The sequence below is a fragment of the Brevibacillus sp. SIMBA_040 genome (assembly GCF_046535075.1).
In the GTDB taxonomy this organism is placed as follows: domain Bacteria; phylum Bacillota; class Bacilli; order Brevibacillales; family Brevibacillaceae; genus Brevibacillus.
Window position 1 is genome coordinate 56,080 of sequence record NZ_JAWRXI010000011.1, and the last position, 17,186, is coordinate 73,265.

Annotated in this window: 16 protein-coding genes; 6 read left to right on the plus strand and 10 right to left on the minus strand. The window is 47.3% G+C overall.

Annotated elements, in window-relative coordinates; all coding sequences use genetic code 11:
- The first annotated feature begins 138 nt into the window (after window positions 1-138).
- A complete protein-coding gene (locus SB752_RS19495; protein ID WP_410717234.1) occupies window positions 139-1,788 on the plus strand; it encodes a peptide ABC transporter substrate-binding protein in 1,650 nt (549 codons plus the stop codon).
- 78 nt (window positions 1,789-1,866) lie between these two features.
- Here SB752_RS19495 and SB752_RS19500 read toward each other — a convergent pair whose 3' ends face one another.
- The 3 genes from SB752_RS19500 to SB752_RS19510 all read right to left on the minus strand — a co-directional run bounded on the left by SB752_RS19500 (window position 1,867) and on the right by SB752_RS19510 (window position 4,758).
- Window positions 1,867-3,255, minus strand: coding sequence for an L-cystine transporter (locus SB752_RS19500; RefSeq protein ID WP_410717235.1), 1,389 nt, complete (start codon window positions 3,253-3,255; stop codon window positions 1,867-1,869).
- A 274-nt stretch (window positions 3,256-3,529) separates the two neighbouring features.
- Window positions 3,530-3,778: a hypothetical protein gene (locus SB752_RS19505; RefSeq protein ID WP_103107881.1), complete on the minus strand. Its 249-nt coding sequence runs from the start codon at window positions 3,776-3,778 to the stop codon at window positions 3,530-3,532.
- A gap of 182 nt (window positions 3,779-3,960) precedes the next feature.
- Complete coding sequence (locus tag SB752_RS19510) at window positions 3,961-4,758, minus strand: carbon-nitrogen hydrolase family protein (protein ID WP_410717236.1); 798 nt, start codon at window positions 4,756-4,758, stop codon at window positions 3,961-3,963.
- 154 nt (window positions 4,759-4,912) lie between these two features.
- Between SB752_RS19510 and SB752_RS19515 the strand changes: the two genes are divergently transcribed.
- The 5 genes from SB752_RS19515 to SB752_RS19535 all read left to right on the plus strand — a co-directional run bounded on the left by SB752_RS19515 (window position 4,913) and on the right by SB752_RS19535 (window position 10,570).
- The gene (locus tag SB752_RS19515) at window positions 4,913-6,415 is read left to right on the plus strand and encodes a sensor histidine kinase (protein ID WP_410717237.1); all 1,503 of its coding nucleotides are present in this window, start codon (window positions 4,913-4,915) and stop codon (window positions 6,413-6,415) included.
- Window positions 6,390-7,085, plus strand: coding sequence for a response regulator transcription factor (locus SB752_RS19520; RefSeq protein ID WP_410717238.1), 696 nt, complete (start codon window positions 6,390-6,392; stop codon window positions 7,083-7,085). Before SB752_RS19515 ends, SB752_RS19520 begins: the two co-directional genes overlap by 26 nt.
- Window positions 7,086-7,222: 137 nt before the next feature.
- Window positions 7,223-8,704 (plus strand): S-layer homology domain-containing protein, encoded by a 1,482-nt coding sequence (locus tag SB752_RS19525; RefSeq protein ID WP_410717239.1) that lies wholly within the window; start codon window positions 7,223-7,225, stop codon window positions 8,702-8,704.
- 51 nt (window positions 8,705-8,755) lie between these two features.
- On the plus strand, window positions 8,756-9,472 hold the full coding sequence (locus SB752_RS19530) for an ankyrin repeat domain-containing protein (RefSeq protein WP_410717240.1): 717 nt from the start codon (window positions 8,756-8,758) through the stop codon (window positions 9,470-9,472).
- 228 nt (window positions 9,473-9,700) lie between these two features.
- Window positions 9,701-10,570, plus strand: a complete 870-nt coding sequence (locus tag SB752_RS19535) for a hypothetical protein (protein WP_410717241.1) — start codon at window positions 9,701-9,703, stop codon at window positions 10,568-10,570.
- Between the two features lie 91 nt (window positions 10,571-10,661).
- Here the strand turns inward: SB752_RS19535 and SB752_RS19540 are convergent, their stop codons facing one another.
- From SB752_RS19540 to SB752_RS19570, 7 genes are all read right to left on the minus strand, one after another.
- Window positions 10,662-11,354, minus strand: coding sequence for a hypothetical protein (locus tag SB752_RS19540; protein WP_410717242.1), 693 nt, complete (start codon window positions 11,352-11,354; stop codon window positions 10,662-10,664).
- 140 nt (window positions 11,355-11,494) lie between these two features.
- Window positions 11,495-12,307 carry an adenosylmethionine decarboxylase gene (gene speD, locus SB752_RS19545; protein ID WP_410717243.1) on the minus strand — a complete coding sequence of 271 codons (813 nt, stop codon included), beginning with the start codon at window positions 12,305-12,307 and terminating at the stop codon, window positions 11,495-11,497.
- 128 nt (window positions 12,308-12,435) lie between these two features.
- Window positions 12,436-12,807, minus strand: a complete 372-nt coding sequence (locus SB752_RS19550) for a hypothetical protein (protein ID WP_410717244.1) — start codon at window positions 12,805-12,807, stop codon at window positions 12,436-12,438.
- Between the two features lie 112 nt (window positions 12,808-12,919).
- Window positions 12,920-14,125 carry an MFS transporter gene (locus tag SB752_RS19555; RefSeq protein ID WP_410717245.1) on the minus strand — a complete coding sequence of 402 codons (1,206 nt, stop codon included), beginning with the start codon at window positions 14,123-14,125 and terminating at the stop codon, window positions 12,920-12,922.
- 107 nt (window positions 14,126-14,232) lie between these two features.
- A complete protein-coding gene (locus SB752_RS19560; RefSeq protein ID WP_410717246.1) occupies window positions 14,233-15,105 on the minus strand; it encodes a sugar phosphate isomerase/epimerase family protein in 873 nt (290 codons plus the stop codon).
- A gap of 93 nt (window positions 15,106-15,198) precedes the next feature.
- Window positions 15,199-16,191: a Gfo/Idh/MocA family protein gene (locus tag SB752_RS19565; protein WP_410717247.1), complete on the minus strand. Its 993-nt coding sequence runs from the start codon at window positions 16,189-16,191 to the stop codon at window positions 15,199-15,201.
- Window positions 16,188-17,132 carry a Gfo/Idh/MocA family protein gene (locus SB752_RS19570; RefSeq protein ID WP_410717248.1) on the minus strand — a complete coding sequence of 315 codons (945 nt, stop codon included), beginning with the start codon at window positions 17,130-17,132 and terminating at the stop codon, window positions 16,188-16,190. The genes SB752_RS19565 and SB752_RS19570 overlap by 4 nt, the downstream gene beginning before the upstream one ends.
- Window positions 17,133-17,186 lie beyond the last annotated feature (54 nt).

The following is a 17,186-nucleotide window of genomic DNA, read 5'->3' on the forward strand; positions in this document are numbered from 1 at the left end:
CAATTTTATGTTCAGATCAATCGTCATATTTCGCTTATAAAGAAATTTTTTGTCGAGAAATTTAAAAATTCAATTGCGTTTAAAAACGTAAACGAATATTCTGAATATACGTGTTTACTATTTTCTAGGGGGATTTCAATGAAAAAGGGTCTTGCACTGGCGACCTGTTTTACCTTGCTGTTCGGGGTAATTACTGGCTGTTCCAGCTCTCAACCAGCACCTGCACAACCAGCGGGTCAAACATCCCAGCCCGCTACAACACCAGCAGAAGGTACAAAGGCAGAACCAATGGTGTTGCATTGGAGTATCAATAGCGAACCACCTTCCATGGACCCAGGAATCGCAGTCGACGCTGACTCATTCGACATGATTTACGCTGCTTTTGAAGGCTTGACTAACTACGATCTGAATGGACAGCTGACAAATGCGACCGCTGAGAGCTTTACCAACTCTCCAGACTACACCACCTATACGTTTAAAATTCGCAAGGACGCGAAATGGAGCAATGGCGATCCTGTTACCGCCCACGACTTCGTCTATGCGATCAAACGCAATCTCGATCCGAAAACAGCGTCCGAGTACGCCTATCAGCTTTACTACATTAAAGGCGGAGAGGAATACAATACAGGCAAAGGAAAGCCTGAAGACGTAGGCGTGAAAGCCCTTGATGACTATACAGTTGAATTCAACCTGAAGTCTCCTACGCCGTTTTTCCGTGAGCTGACCTTCTTCCCAACCCTTTTCCCGTTGCACCAAAAAACGGTTGAAGGCAACCCGAAATGGGCAAACGAAGCGAAAACCATCGTCGGTAACGGTCCGTTCATCATGGATACGTGGGAGCATAAAAGCAAAATCATCTTCACGAAAAACCCGAATTACTGGGACAAAGACAACGTCAAGCTGGACCGTCTTGAGATCGTCATGATTGAAGACAACAATACAGCGTTCTCCATGTTTGAAAACGGTGATATCGACTGGGGCGGATATCCAGCCTCCACGCTGCCGACCGATGCGATCCAATCTCTCAAGGACGCTGGCAAGCTGATGGTAGCTGACAACCCTGGTACGCAATCTGTCGTGTTCAATACGAACAAGCCGCCGTTTAATAACAAAAAGATCAGACAAGCCTTTGCTTATGCAATCGATCGTCAAGAGCTCATCGACAACATTTTGCAGACAGGTGTTCCTGCCGCATTTGGATGGGTACCGACCTCCATGGGGCTGAACAAAGACGGTTACTTTAAAGAGGATAAAGAAAAAGCGAAGCAATTGCTGCAAGAAGGTATGAAGGAGCTGGGTCTGACTACATTCCCAAGCGTTACGTACACTTTTGATACAACCGACACGAACAAAAAAGTAGCAGAAGCACTCCAAGACCAATGGAAAAAAGCACTGGGTGTTGATGTGAAGCTCTATACAGCAGAGCTAAAGGTATACCGCGACATGAGATCGCAAGCGAACTTTGACATGATCCGATTCCAGTGGGGCGCAGACTTCAACGATCCAATCAACTTCCTGGAAATGTTCCGCGACAAGACAGGTGGAAACAACCATCCTGACTGGGAAAATCCGAAATTCAAAGAGCTGATCGATCAGAGCTATCACGAGCCAGATCTGGACAAGCGCAAGCAAATCCTGCTGGATGCAGAAACCATCCTGATGGATGAAATGCCGCTTGCTCCGATCAACTTCCGTGGAAGCCCTTATGTGAAAAATGACAAAGTGAAGGATTTCATCATCTTCCCACTTGGCGGTGCTTACTTCAAGTTTACGTCTGTAACAAAATAAACGGTATGAAAAACCCGGCTGCACTTGTCATCTCGACAGTGCAGCCGGGTTCTTTATTTAGTCTCTAGTGAAGCTTGATTAAACTGTTACAGACTGCGGCTTTGCATCATTAAACGTATTAGTATCAAGGTCCTTTGTTGCTTTGCTCGTCAGAACGCCAGCCGTCATGCTTCCGCTCACATTGAGCGCTGTACGTCCCATATCAATCAATGGCTCTACAGAAATCAGCAAGCCCACGATTGCAATCGGCAGATTCATCGTAGACAGTACAAGCAGAGCTGCAAAGGTTGCTCCTCCCCCCACACCCGCTACCCCAAACGAGCTGAGCGCGACGACTGCGATCAGTGTCAGAATAAAGGAAGGAGACAGCGGATCGATCCCTGCGAGTGGTGCTACCATTACCGCAAGCATAGCTGGGTAAGTACCTGCGCATCCATTTTGACCAATCGAAAGACCGAATGAGCCAGCAAAGTTGGCAATTCCCTCAGGAACGCCCAAATCTTTTGTTTGTGTTTTGACATTCAGCGGCAATGCACCCGCACTCGTGCGAGAAGTGAACGCAAAGGTAAGTACAGGGAATGCTTTTTTCACGTACGTAATCGGATTCAGTCCTGCAAAAGCCAGGAGCAGCAAGTGAACAATAAACATGATCGCGAGTGCGACATACGAAGCAACCACAAATTTGCCCAGCTGCCAAATCGCATTGTAATCACTGGTTGCGGCAACTCTCGTCATAATTGCGAGTACCCCGTATGGAGTCAGGCGCAAAATAATCGTAACCACACGCATGATAATTGCGTGGAATGCATCTACGATTTTGGCAAACAGCTCAGCATGCTCTGGTGTTTTCTTTTTGACCCCCAGATACGCAATTCCGATAAAGGCTGCAAAAATAACAACGGCGATCGTTGATGTCGCGCGATCCCCTGTCAAATCGAGGAACGGATTCGCTGGCAGAAGCTCCAGCACTTTTTGTGGCAGGGTCATGCTCTGGATATCACCCAGACGCTGCTCCACCTGACCAATACGCGCTGTTTCTGCCTCTCCCTGCTGGAACTGTGCTCCATCCAGATTAAAGGCCAAGGTAGAAGCAATACCAATCGCCGCAGCTACTGCTGTTGTTCCCACCAGCAATCCGATAATCAACGTGCTGATTTTTCCGATGTTATTGGTTAGTTTCATTTTGGTAAACGCAGAGACAATCGAAATGAAAACCAATGGCATTACGATCATTTGTAGCAGCTTCACGTACCCTTTTCCGACGATATTGTACCAGTCGATGGTCGCTTTTAAGACGTCGGATTTGGTTCCGTAAATGTATTGCAGGACTAGACCAAGCAAAATCCCGACTCCTAGACCGACAAACACCCGTTTGGAAAACGAAATGTGTTTCTTCTGCATCGCGTACAATCCAATAATAATAGCAAGTAATACAACAATGTTAACAACCGTCAATAATGTCGACACTTGATTTCCCTCCGTTTCACAAAAGAAGTAACTTCGAATATGAGAATAAGCATACTATATTACCTACAATCCCTACTGGTCAAGTGCGAATTTATTAAAACTGCAACTGGATAAAAATAACCTTTTGTCTCCCAACTGGTTGGGGTGTTTTCCAGCAATCAAAACCAAGTAAATTGGTGCGAATAAAAATAAACTCGTACGAGAAAGAGCCCAATAAAAAACCAGGGTGCGTCAAAAAGGCGCTCCCTGGTGTCCCACTACTATATTCATATGCTTACTTCAATTGCTTGCTCATCAAATTCCACAGCCAGGTCAGCACAATGGCGCCGATTGCCCCGGCAAGAACGTTGAAGCCTGCCCACATCCACAGCCAATTGCCCAGGATGAGATCGCCCAGCCAGCTGCCCAAAAGCGCGACGATGAGCGAGGCCCACCAGCCAGTTCCACCCGCTTTTCCTGTCATCAGCATATTCATGGCCCACCAAACGACTACACCTACGATCGCCCATACAACCCAAAACATAAGGACACACTTCCCTTCGCATGATGGTGACGCTTTCATAAGGACCTTAATGAATTATATTTATCTGCTATCATCATATTGAAATCGGGTGAATGTGTGCCTGTGCCCCTGCCTGTTTCAACCAAAAAAAAGCGCCTGCTCCCCGTTTCTTACGCGAGGTACAGACGCTTCTACTTCCCCGTTTAATTCGTGTACATCTCTGGACGACGATTCGCTACACTTGGCAGCTTGCCGCGTACCCGCAAGATACGCTCCGGGTCCAGCTCGGCTACTACCAATGCCTCTTCCTCTCCAGCGCTTGCCATAACGACACCCATCGGGTCAACGATCATGCTGCGTCCCGTAAAAATGTTGCCCACCTGATCGGCCGCACAAATAAACATCGTATTCTCGATTGCGCGCGCCCGGACCAGTGTCTCCCAATGGTCTTCCTTCATCGCACCCGCTACCCAGCCTGCCGGCACGAACAAAATGTCCGCTCCTTGCAGTGCAAACTGTCTCGCGATTTCCGGGAATCTGACTTCATAGCAAACCATCAGCCCGATTTTGCCAAACTCGGTGTCCACCACTTGATACGGATTATCTCCTTGGGCGATATAGTCCGACTCTTTGTATGAAAAGGCATCATACAGATGTGTCTTGCGGTAGGCATGAATCAGCTCTCCCGCGCGATTGAGGAAAACAGTCGTATTATAGGCGCGGTTTTCGTCGCCCTCGATGCTCTCAAACACACCACATACAACGTAGACGCCATGCACCTTTGCTGCCTTCGCCAAGCCAGAAACAAACGGACCGTCCATTGGTTCTGCTACTTCCGCAGGCGTGACTCCTGACTTCGGTGTCGCCGGCGCACTGTACATTTCCGGTAAAATGACAAAATCAGCTCCTGCTGCTTTTGCTTTGGCAATATATTCTACTGCTTTTTGCAAATTGACTGCTTTATCCATCGTAGCGGTTAGCTGTGCGATTGCTACCTTCATGGCTCCTCCACCCTTCCCTTCTATTCCTGATTCATCTGCTTTCCGTACCACCCAGTATAACTGATTTTCTTTTGTCGATGATGATTTTGCTTGTATATAATGGACATGTCATACTATGGTATCCTTATTCCCCTTTTTGAAGTGAGGTGAGCGTATGTCCATCCGCATTAAACTACTGCTGTCCTACACGGGCATGCTTGTCATTAGCTTACTGGTATTTGTTTTGACCGCCAGCTTGTTCACGATTGCTGCTACCGGAGACATCCACAGCTTTCGCGATTTCTATAAGGTCCACTATCAGCTCAACCCGCTGACTGAACAAGAGGAATCCATCTTTCTTGAATTAAAGTATCTCGCCAAAAACGAACCGGATGAGCTGCAAAACCAGCAGCTATTGCTCGACTATGACTTCAAGCTGAAAACAGAACGGGCAGGTCTTTATGTCCGTCGTGAAAGCAATCAAGTATTTGAATCCCATACGTTTAATCAGCCCGAATTGGAGGCGAATTTGCCCCCTTACGATCTGAATAACAATCAAATACGCAATACGTTTAACATCGGCGAACGATTTTATGCCTACGCCAAATTCGATTTCCGGTTTTCCGATGGGGCAAAAGGCAGTGTCTTTGTCATTCGTGAACGCAGTCCTTTCGGTGAAGTCACCCGCAGACTGCTTCCGATCCTCGTCTTCATTCTCATCGGGGTCATCGTGATCGCGAATGTGCTGTTATACCGCTGGATCACCCGAAGTGTCGTCAAGCCGCTTGATTTGCTGCGCAATTCCGCTGAGCACATCAAGGAAGGCAATCTGCAATTTTCGCTTGATCTGCACTCCAAGGACGAAATCGGTCAATTAAACGAAGCATTCGAGAACATGCGCAAAAGATTGCACGAATCGGTACAGCTCCGCTTGCAGGACGAGGAAAACCGTAAAGAACTCATCTCGAACATCTCTCATGACTTGCGCACACCCATCACGAATATCAAAGGCTACATCGAAGGAATTCGTGACGGGGTCGCTGACACACCAGAAAAAATGGACAAGTACGTCAACATCATTTATTCCAAAGCCGTTGATCTGGATAATCTGGTAGACGAGCTGTTTCTTTATTCCAAGCTCGACTTGAAGCAGGTGCCATTCCAGTTTGAGCATGTAGATATCGTGCGTTTCCTCGATGATTGTATTGATGAGCTCCACTATGTACTGGAGGAAAAAGGCATTACACTAGAGTGGGAGAATCGGGCAAGCCAAAGCATTGAAGTCATTGCCGATCTGGAAAAATTAAAGCGAACCGTGCTGAATATCATAGGAAATGCCCAAAATTTTATGGACAAAGAAGAAAAAAACATCCGTGTCTCCGTGCAAGAATCACCGGAATGGGTTACAGTCGAAATCAGTGACAATGGAATGGGCATCGCTTCGGAAGCCATTCCGCATATTTTCGAGCGCTTTTATCGTGCGGAGCAGTCTCGCAATTCTTCTACGGGCGGCAGCGGACTGGGACTTTCCATCGCAAGTCAAATCATCGAAGGACACGGAGGCTCGATCTGGGTAAAGAGCGAGCAGGGTATCGGAACTAGCCTGTTCTTTACGCTAAAACGGACAACCAACCAAGGAGGGACAGATTCCCATGGCGACGCGCATCCTCATCATTGAGGACGAGACTACCATCGCTCAGCTGGAGCGGGACTATTTTGAGCTGAATGGATTTCTCGTTGATTTATGTCATACAGGCGATGAAGGCTTGCAGCTCGCCCTGCATGGGGACTACAGCCTGATTATTGTCGATTTGCAGCTTCCCGGTATGAACGGGTTTGATTTGTGCAGTCAAATTCGAAAGACCAAGGAGGTTCCGATCCTGATCGTCTCAGCCAAAAAGGAAGAAATTGATAAAATCCGCGCATTTAATCTCGGTGCCGACGATTATATTACCAAGCCATTCAGTCCGAGTGAATTGGTAGCAAGAGCCAAAGCTCACCTGACGAGATACGAACGGCTGCTGGGAAAAAAAGAGCCGGTTCAAAAGTCAGAGATTTCTATTCGCGGGCTGGTCATCGATAAGGTCGCCCACAGAGTTTATGTCCGTAATCAGGAAGTCATTTTCACGACACGCGAGTTTAGTCTGCTTGAATTTTTAGCAAGTCATCCGAATCGCGTCTTTAGCAAAAACGAGCTGTTTGAGCGAATTTGGGGGATGGATTCCAGCGGGGATATCGCAACCGTAACGGTTCATGTTCGCAAGCTGCGGGAAAAGATAGAAATCGATCCTTCTAACCCTCAATATATCGAGACAGTCTGGGGCGCCGGATACCGGTTTACGGTGTAATCCTTGTATTTAATAATTTGTTAATATCTACTTTAGAATCTTTTAAGCCCAGGTTTCTTGGGAGTTTAGCAGTCTCCTATATCATACAGGTAAGGCAAGCAACTACCATACCTGTTGATCACAAGGAGGCTTTTTTGATGAATAAGGTTTCAAATAAACTAGCTACGCTGATGCTCGCGACTGTACTGGGTACAGCATCCCTTCCATTGGCAGCCCAAAACGTATCCGCTGCAGCAGCTCCACTGACTGCACAAGAAATCCAGCAAGCCGTAAGCGAGCTTTCCCAGCTCCGCGTGCTGCAAGGCTATCAAGACCGCTCCATGGGAATTCACAATCAAATTACGCGTGCAGAGCTAGCCAAAATGGTCGTCCTGACATTCGGCTTGCAGGGCAAAGCAGAGAAGCTCCCTAGCTTTTCTGATGTAAACCAGAATGCATGGTACTACAAATATGCAGCTGAGCTGGTCGGACAAGACATCATGCAGGCTGATGGCGGGAACTTTGACCCTCGTGGAACTGTGACAGATGCAGAACTGGTTCAAATCATATCCAAAGCGTTGAAGCGTGATGCAAAATCCGTGAACTACTGGATGGAGCGCTTTTATGCAGCAGATAGCAACGCCACTCGCGGTGAGGTCGCATTCCTGTTGAAAACAGCTCACAAAGCAATCCCTTCCGCAAACGCAAAAATCACAAGCGTTCGTGCAATCAATGACATCACGTTGATCATGACATTCGATGCTCCATTGACAGCTGAAAATGAAGTGTTCGCCAAAGCAAAAGAGGACTTCGTGTTTACTGATGGACTGACATTGACCAACATGCCTCGCCTGAAAACAGGCTCGACCAATACGTACATCGTTCCTACCTCTGTCCAAAAACCGGGAACCACCTACACCCTGACCTATAAAGGTCAAAAAGCTGGTACGTTTGTAGGCAATGCAACCAAGCTAGACATGACAGAAGCTAGACAAGTCTCCTATGACACATTCGAGCTGGAATCGCTTAAAGAAAATGGCGTTGTGGACTATGGCTATATCATCGCGGCATACAGCGGTGGACGTGGAGCCAATGCATTTGTTCTCGACGATAACAACCGTGCGGACGGCAAGACCTATCAAATCATCTCTTCCGGCCAAGCACGTCAAGTAACGATCACACCCGCTGGCGGTCAGCCAATCATTGGTAAATACGTGCCGTTCACACAATCGACTGACGGCAAGCAAGAACCGAAATTCCGCCTGCCTGAGGGTCAAGTCCTGACACCAGGGGTTACGTACACTGTTACTTCCGATTGGGCAGAAATTGCAAATCCGACATTCGTAGCCGAGAAAATCGCTCCATTGGAATTGACCGAAGCAGAAGCGCTTAGTGAAACCTCCATCAGCGTGACTTTGTCTGAGGACCCGGGTGACGAGCTGTTCTCCGGCCGCAGTGTAGAATTGACTAGCGCAGACGGTCAGAAACTGATCGCTACCTATAAATTCTCCAGCCGCAAAGGTGCTGTAGGAGTGTTTGATCTGACTCAAGATGGTAAACTGACAGCAGGTACTACTTATACGGTAACTCCGGTTGGTGATTGGGCTGGCAAGTCCCAAACCGAGCTGACTGTAGAATAACCTCGTAAGTAGATGGGGCTTTTGAATCTACGAGAAAGGTGTTGGTTCGCTTTGCTGCGCGTTAGCCTTTTGGCCATCGCTATCGCTCTGGCTGGATGTGAGCCTAGTATGGATACTTTTCTATCAAACTCGGAGCAGCAAGCAACCCAAGCGGTGAACAAAGAAATGAATGAGATGAACCACGCTTTATTAACAGCTGCAGATCAGGGAGACAAGGAAGCGATCACCAAGCTACTCACAGATGGCGCTGATATTGATGCAACAGATGAAAGAGGCTGTACCTCTGCCATGATCGCTGTACACACGAACCAATTAGCGCTGTTTACGTTTCTGGCCCAGCACGGTGCGAATATCAACATCAGGGACAACCGCTTGGATAATCCACTACTCTACGCCGGAGCAGAAGGCAAGCTCGACTTTGTAAAAGCAGCGATTGCAGCAGGTGCCGATACGACCATTACGAATCGTTTTGGTGGAACCGCCCTCATCCCTGCCGCTGATCGCGGGCACGTGGAGATTGTCAGAGAGCTTCTAACCACCTCTGACGTAAATGTAAATCATGTAAACAACCTTGGCTGGACCGCATTACTTGAAGCCGTCATTTTGGGAGACGGAGGAAAAAATCATCAGGCTATCGTCAAGCTTTTGATCGAGCACGGAGCCGATGTGAATCTCGCTGATAACGACGGAGTCACCCCTCTGCAGCACGCCAAAAAACGCGGCTATCAGGAAATGATTGATGCTTTGACCAGTGCTGGCGGGAAATAATGATTGAAAAAGGATAAAGTCGTCAGATTATCTCTGCGGCTCTATCCTTTTTGTTTGTCAGGTGCTACATATGCAGCTAGAACGCTGGGGATTCTTCCCTCCACGGTCAGAGAACAAATCAGTCCACGGACCGATTTTGAGTTCAATCTTCTGCCTGTTTTTACCTATGTTTCCTCCCTGTAAAGTGAGAGTGGGAATACCAAAACTTTATAGAGAGGGGAAACTTACTTGAAGAATCAATCCTTGGCTGGGCATCCGCCCATCAAATTTTTTCAGGGTGAAAAATGGTTAGTGCTTACTGGACTTCTCGGCTTCTTGCTTGCAGGCGTATGCGCCATATGGGTTATGCTGTATGGAGGATTCGTAGCTCCAAAAGGCGATGTATCGAAAGCGTTTTCGTTCAATGCCGCTCTCGGCGTATTTCTACTGTCTACCGCTGCAATCATACCGTTTTCTTCACTAGGAACGAGAAGCAGGGCTTTCTTTCGCTGGTCTTATATTTTGCTTGCCCTTTACTCCTATGGAGCAGAGACGATGCAAAACTTTCGCGGAGTAGATCCGCGGTTCGTCAGAAATGGCACCCCTTTTGATGTAGCGGTCGGCTCCATTTTTACTTTTGTTGCCCTTCTTCTGGTCCTCTTTTATGGATTTCTCGCCGTTCAGTATTTCCGCAAAAAAGCTTATACACTACAGCCAAAGCTCGTGATGGGCATCCGCTATGCCATGATTGCAATCATGCTTTCATTTGCGGCAGGCGTTTGGATTTCATTCAACGCTGGGCGATTTGTCGGACAGCATGGGAATATCATTTGGCTCCACGGGGTTGGTTTTCACGCTTTGCAAGCAGTTCCTTTTGTCGCTTGGTTATGTGAACGCAAAAAGCGCGTGTATCCTTCTTGCCATCGATTCATTCATTTGACAGGGATCACATACTTGATCGGTTTAGTGGCAATCGGTTGGCAAACGTTCCTCGGACGTGCCGTCTTGGAATGGTCGGTGCTCCCACTTTTCGCCGCCTGCTGTTTCCTCGTCGCCTTCATGCCTGTAATGCTTCTGCTCCGCAAAAAAACAAGCACGCAGATGACTCGAAATCTATAGTTCATTTTACTGGGATTTTCTAAGCGAGTGTGTGCCAGGTTGTTATAGATGGTAGTTGATCCGCCCACATGAGTATATTTGTTCTTGTAATCTATTGCTCAAATAACGTAAAGAGCTCTTCTAGCGACAATTTTCTTACTTCATCAGTTGTTAGCACAGAAAAGATGAAATCTCGGGCATTTTCCTCCTCTTTAGTAGCAGGATCGGGTAATAGTTCCCCCTCAGAAGTGTTGAAACGCTGGTTAAATTTTTCAAAGTTCGTGTCACCCGTCATGGAGACTTTCATATTCTTAATCTGTCCGTTTTGTAGTAATAGTTCATACTGAGCTGTTACAGTTATACTTTCACTACTGTATTTATCAATTGAAATATTTGTTACCGTATATTCCTTTGCCGGCAGCACACCTTCTTTTAATAACTTGATATACTCCTGATATTCTGGATGAAGTGTTGAGAGATTCTTTTGCAAACGGCGTTTAGCTTCGGGAAGTATATGCCAAGTGATAAAAGAATATCTTTGTAATAAATCTTCTTCTGTTTTCACAGTAAAGAGCGCTGGCCATTCAGATTCCAATTTTTGGATTAAAATAGATAGTATTGATTCAGGAGATTTTATTCGTTGTATAATTTCGGACTTTTTCTTGTAGTCAATCATCGAAGTTGTCGTATTAAGTTTCTTTTCCCCGAGTTCGCTGGATGTTTTAACATTCTCAGCAGAGCATGCTAGTAAACCAACAACAAGGGGAATTAACAGAAACAGTTTGCGCACGTTAATATGAATCATCCTCCCCAGAATAGGAATAGCGAACCTAATTGGCTCGCCATCACAATGTTATTAGAATGTTCAATTCTTCTTAGCTTTTTCCTTTGCTGCTTCGAAGATTTTTTCAACTTCATCATCAGAAACCCATGAGAAGAAGACTCTTAGTTTCGATCCATATTTTTTCCGTAATAAATCTCATCCATTTCCATATGTAAACGCTCTGTTATTTCTCGCTGCTCCTCGGGTGTTAGCTTATCTTTTGTATAGCCAAACAAATAATTGTTCAAGTCAAACTGCCTCAGCTTGCACTTTGTATGAAAGATGTTTTCTTGGTACACGTTTACATCGATCATATGAAACAATTCCTTCACTTCATCAGGGATGTAATTTTGGATCGAGCTAATGTCGTGGTCAATAAATAGCTTATGCCCATAAATATCTCGGGTAAAGCCACGCACGCGGTAATCAATCGTCATCATGTCCGTGTCAAAAGAATGAATCAAATAATTAAGCGCTTTGAGCGGCGAAATCTCACCACAGGTTGATACATCGATGTCTGCACGAAATGTACTGATTTCCACATTGGGATGGTACTCCGGATACGTATGAACCGTAATATGACTCTTGTCCAATTGCATGACCACATTGTCTGGCAAAGGACCTGGTGACTCTTCATAAGACTCTGTCGGCACCTCAACCACAGGACCCTCAGACACTAGAAAAGTTACACTTGCCCCCTGTGGCACGTAGTCTTGCTGGGCAACATTGAGGACGTGTGCCCCAATAATATCCGATACATTTTTTAATATATGGGTCAAGCGCTCCGCATTGTACTGTTCATCTATGTATTCGAGATACGCTTCCCGTTCTTCTTTTGTTTTTGTATAACAAATATCGTACATATTAAAGCTCAATGATTTGGTCAGGTTATTAAAGCCATGCAGTGTAATATGTTGATTCGGCGTCGATTCCAAGCGAGTTTCCCCCTGTTTTGATGATGGTCGAAGCGACAGTTCCTTTTTCATCATTTCCCAATCGCTGTAATAAAACTCATGGACAAAAACAAAAAAGCCCCATCCTCTCTCGGATGAGACCTTTTGTACTAGCACATTCGCGTATTGGTTGTAGCCGTCCACGTGCCTGTCTCGCCTGCTCGTATAGAGGGTGGCTTCATCCGCACGTTTCCATGCAGCACATAGTGGCGAAGACTGATTTGCGGATCATCTCGAAAAGCCAGAGTGCCGACGAACGTAGCATACGGTGATTCAAACGACAGCTGTCTCGTTCTCTCATCCCAAAAGCCTTGGATCGGAATAAATTCTCTGCGAAAGCTGACTGCTCCACTTACCCTGTTACCACTGACGCTGTGAATGACGAGTGTTCCAAGAGACGTAGGTCTACCGCCAAATCTAGCCTGTACTTCCCAGGTCGAGGGATATGGCAAGCTCACCCTCGTCATCTGTCCAATTGCCACGGGTAACCTCTCCTTCTTTTTAGCTTGAGGTATTCTCCAGTAGGTACCCTACAGTATATGTACCTATAGATAGGAGTCCCGTAGGCAAGTGTACAAATTTTCGATTTCCAGCCTATCCCTCGATGCTTTTTTTGTGGAAGGCAGTCTCATCCAGTTGTTTCACTTTAATAAAAAGGGTCGTCAGCAAAAGGGCCGCGCCATTGATGATGAAAATGACACGAATCGGGATCATTCCACCGAGAAACCCGCCCAAAACCGGGCCGATCATATTGGCAAACTGCATGGCAGACTGATTTAACCCAAACGCCCTCCCGCGAAAATCGGGCTCAATTACTTTGACGATCAGGGCATTGATCGCCGGATAGACAGCCGCAAAAAACAAGCCGTACAAAAAGCGCAATATGCCAAACCCGTACAGATTTGTAAAGAAGAACTGCAGCACACTGCCTATTCCACCACCCAGTAATCCGAAAAACAAAATCTTTGTGTAGCCGATCTTGCTCCCTACCCGCCCCCAACGCGGAGCAGCGAGTACCGTCGCAATCCCGATTGCCGAAAAAATAATCCCTGAGCTAAGCGAAGCATCCTGCTCTGAAGCACCCAGTTGGAGAACGTACACGGTTAGGAGTGGTTCGAGCAGCATAACGGAAACAGTCACCATCATACTGAGTCCAAGCACGAGCATAAAAGGACGATTCATTCGCGCCACACGCAAGTCGTCCCGTACCGAAGAGCGCTTTTTTAATCGAACGTGTACCTCCCGGACAAAAAAGGTCGCAATCAGAGCAGCTATCAAAACGAGCAACGCGGAAAAAAGAAAAGCCTCGCGATTGCCCCACAAATGGCTGACGACTCCCCCCACCAACGGTCCGACAATTCCTCCTGTCGCTCCGCTTGTCGCCATAATGCCCAAGGCGTAGCCAGCCTGCTCCTCTGGCGTATTGGTGGCAACCAATGCGATGGCAGAAGGAACGAAGCCAGCCAATAACCCCTCCAGCATGCGGACACCTAAAAAGACGTATGGATCGGTAACCAGGTAGTACAGCGTATAAATCAGAACGAGACAAAAGCCTGCCCGAATCATCATCAGCTTGCGCCCATACCGATCTGCAAGCGATCCCCAATACGGTGCGATGAACGCCCCTGTCAAGAACGTGATGCCAAAGGAAATTCCCGACCAGGCTTCCAAATTTTCATGAACACCCAAAGTGTTATACAGGAATAGCGGTAAAAAAGGGATCGACAGAGAATAAGCGGTACTACAGAAAAATACACCGATCCACAGTACAACGAGATTTCTTTTCCAGGAGAACGACATGGCTGTACAATACCTTCTTTCCTGCAAAACCGGCATTTTTTGATGCAAATAAAATAGAAAAGGAAGCATCGCGAACTACTATCGCAATGCTTCTCCCGATCATCTAGCTACACTTCATCCCAAAAACGTCGGAGGTTGTCCATGCCGATTTTAGAGCCTTCCCGGCAGTCTTCCATCCCTTCGAATTCAACAGTGATATAGCCATCGTAGCCAGACTCTTTGACCAGCTTGACGACTTCACGAATATTGATATCGCCCTGGCCCACGATCGCTCCGCGCAAGAAATTGCCGTTAACGGTCTTGAACCATTTTCCGCCACCTGGCTCATTGTAATAAGGACGGAAGTAAAAATCCTTGAAGTGAACAAGCGATGCGTACGGCAGATTTTTCTTCACACCAACCAAAGAATCTTCGTCGACGCACATAAAGTTTCCAATATCTACAGTCGTTTTAAAATTCGGACGGTTAACCGCTTGGAGTACACGCTGCACACGGTCACTCGCCTGGACGAGCCAGCCATGGTTTTCAATCGTCGTCGTAATTCCGAACTGCGCAGCGTAATCGGCAATTTGACGGCTTCCTTCGACCATGACATCCAGATTGTTTTCAAAGTACTCAATGGTGGTTTGCTCCACAGGAACGGTAAACGTGGAAACATCGTGGCGCATATGCTTGATGCCCATACGGTTCAAAAGGTCCACATGCGTCTTCACACGCGCTACCTCAGCCTCGAAAGCTTCCTCGCTTTCCTGAATGAAGTTCGTTGGCATCGAGTAGTTGGACAGCTCAATCCCTACCGTCTTGGCCTTTTCACGAACAGCATCAGCCAATTCGTAGTTATCGACCAGTGTGAAGCCGTACGGCACGATCTCCATATGCTCGCCGCCATTGTCAGCAATCCATTGCACAACATCCAGTACGTTCATCTCACCTGCTCTGATTGCAGTCAATAAGCTATACGTGCTCAGTCCAATTTTCATTTCATCCACCTCATTATTTGTTTTGTTGTGAATCGTTCTGCCATCTTCTGCGCCGTATTCGACTCGATCCCTCCCTTCCCGTGTAGAGAAGCTTTAGGAGAGGGGCAGCCTCATGATCGTTACAGCTTGTTTGGATTGATTGGACTCATAGGCGGCTTTGACAACCTCCAAGGTGCGCAGCCCATCCTCTCCTGTAATCGATGGTGCCCGTCCTACCTGAACACAATGAACAAAGTCTGCGATCAGCCGTTCATCCATATCTACTGCCCATGGCAGATGCTGCCATTTATTGCCGCGATCATTATAGTAGAGGGCATGCTGTTTAAACACATCGACCCACAACGTTCCTTTTGTCCCGATAATATGCATGGTCACATCGCCCCACGTAGGAAATGTCTTTGGCCTCGACCAGCTCGGATCGATCGTCACGATGACTCCGGACTCCAATTCCAGAGAAACCATCCCGCAATCTTCTACATCGATATCATAAAATCGGGTATCCAGCTCAGCGTATACACTCTTCACTTCATCCCGAAGCATCCAGCGAACGAGATCCATCAGATGCACGATATGATCAGTAGCCGCTCCGCCTCCAGACAGTTCCTTCTCTATAAACCATCCACCAGGCATCTGCCCATGATTCGTACCATCGATGGCGATTACCTCTCCAATTGCCTTGTCATCAAGCATTTGCTTCACTTGTTCCATCACTGGTGCGAACCGGACTGGATAAGCTACTTGCAAAATGACCCCTTCTTCCTTGCACGTACGGATCATTTCTTCTGCATCCTTTACTTCGGTCGCAATCGGTTTTTCACATAAAATATGTTTCTTTGCTTTGGCGCTCGCAATCACGTGCTCCTTGTGCTTCGCATTTTCCGAACAGACGATGACTGCTTCGATATCTGTTTCCAAAAAGGCTTGCAAATCCTCATAGTAATCGGCCTGATATGTAGTTGCCGTCTGTTGTCCCCGCTCTATGTCTCCATCCCAAATGGCGGTGAGGCAAGCATCAGGGTGCTTCTGCAAATAAGTGGCGTAGCTGTGCGCATGCATATGTGCAAAGCTGATGATTCCGACCTTCATAGGGAGTCACCTCCGTCCATGAGCTGGACCGGTTGTCCCGATTCAGCAGATTGCCTTGTAGCCTGCGCGATTTTTTGTGCCTGGAGAATATCTTCTGGCGAAATAGCCAGAGGCTCATGCTTGGATAGGCAAGAAACCACATGCTCTCTAAAGCTTCGCTCGCGCTCCATTTGAGCCAGATGAGCAAATGACTCCCGGCAGGGCACTTTTTGTTCCAGACGTTTATTCGTTTGCCATAAGATCGGCTGACTATCATGGCTGTCATGCTGGATCATGCCGGCGTCACCGGTTATTTCAAAAGCCGCTCGCTCAGCATCCTCTGCCCATGAAAGCTCCACATGTGCAATCGTGCCATCTTCCATTCTCAGCATGACCAGCGCGTATTCGAGCTCTTGACCAGAATCGTCCGTATGCTTGACTCGTCTAGCCATAACACGTACCACATCGCCAAACGTCCAACGCAGCCAATCAAACTCCGCTACGCCCAGCTCGTGAAAAATACAACCCTTGGTACTTCCCGCTTCAGGAGCAGGAGCGCTTCTGCGGACACGAATGACACCTGGCTTTCCAATCGCGCCTTGTCGGACCTGATCGCGAGCCTGCACGTATTCCGGTGAAAACCGCAAGCTGCTGCCGATCACCAGCTGTACCTCACGCACCTTGCACAGTTCTTTAGCTTTTCGAAGGGCAACATGCCCAAGCTGCCCGCCCGCACCACAGATGATATGCTTTTTTTCTTTGGCAGCGAGCGCAATCCATTCGGCAGATGCCTCTACAGATGAAAGAATGTCCACGACATCGACTTCTTTTTCCTGCAGAAGTTCCCGAAGCACTGCCAAACTGTCTGCATAGCCTACTATCTCTGCGGCCTTGACCTCGGACCACGCCTCTTGGCACCTGTTACCAGTCTCCCGTGGTCCAGCCACAACTACTTTCACCATGAGCTTCCCACCTTTCGTTGATCACACAAGTTTTGATCGCCTGTTGGTACAACC

Coding starts and splice junctions, on each gene's coding strand:
- SB752_RS19565 (WP_410717247.1), bottom strand. CDS start 16,191: ATGAAGGTCGGAATCATCAGCTTTGCACATATGCATGCGCACAGCTAC.
- SB752_RS19555 (WP_410717245.1), bottom strand. CDS start 14,125: ATGTCGTTCTCCTGGAAAAGAAATCTCGTTGTACTGTGGATCGGTGTA.
- SB752_RS19505 (WP_103107881.1), bottom strand. CDS start 3,778: ATGTTTTGGGTTGTATGGGCGATCGTAGGTGTAGTCGTTTGGTGGGCC.
- SB752_RS19570 (WP_410717248.1), bottom strand. CDS start 17,132: ATGGTGAAAGTAGTTGTGGCTGGACCACGGGAGACTGGTAACAGGTGC.
- SB752_RS19525 (WP_410717239.1), top strand. CDS start 7,223: ATGAATAAGGTTTCAAATAAACTAGCTACGCTGATGCTCGCGACTGTA.
- SB752_RS19520 (WP_410717238.1), top strand. CDS start 6,390: ATGGCGACGCGCATCCTCATCATTGAGGACGAGACTACCATCGCTCAG.
- SB752_RS19515 (WP_410717237.1), top strand. CDS start 4,913: ATGTCCATCCGCATTAAACTACTGCTGTCCTACACGGGCATGCTTGTC.
- SB752_RS19560 (WP_410717246.1), bottom strand. CDS start 15,105: ATGAAAATTGGACTGAGCACGTATAGCTTATTGACTGCAATCAGAGCA.
- SB752_RS19510 (WP_410717236.1), bottom strand. CDS start 4,758: ATGAAGGTAGCAATCGCACAGCTAACCGCTACGATGGATAAAGCAGTC.
- SB752_RS19540 (WP_410717242.1), bottom strand. CDS start 11,354: ATGATTCATATTAACGTGCGCAAACTGTTTCTGTTAATTCCCCTTGTT.
- SB752_RS19495 (WP_410717234.1), top strand. CDS start 139: ATGAAAAAGGGTCTTGCACTGGCGACCTGTTTTACCTTGCTGTTCGGG.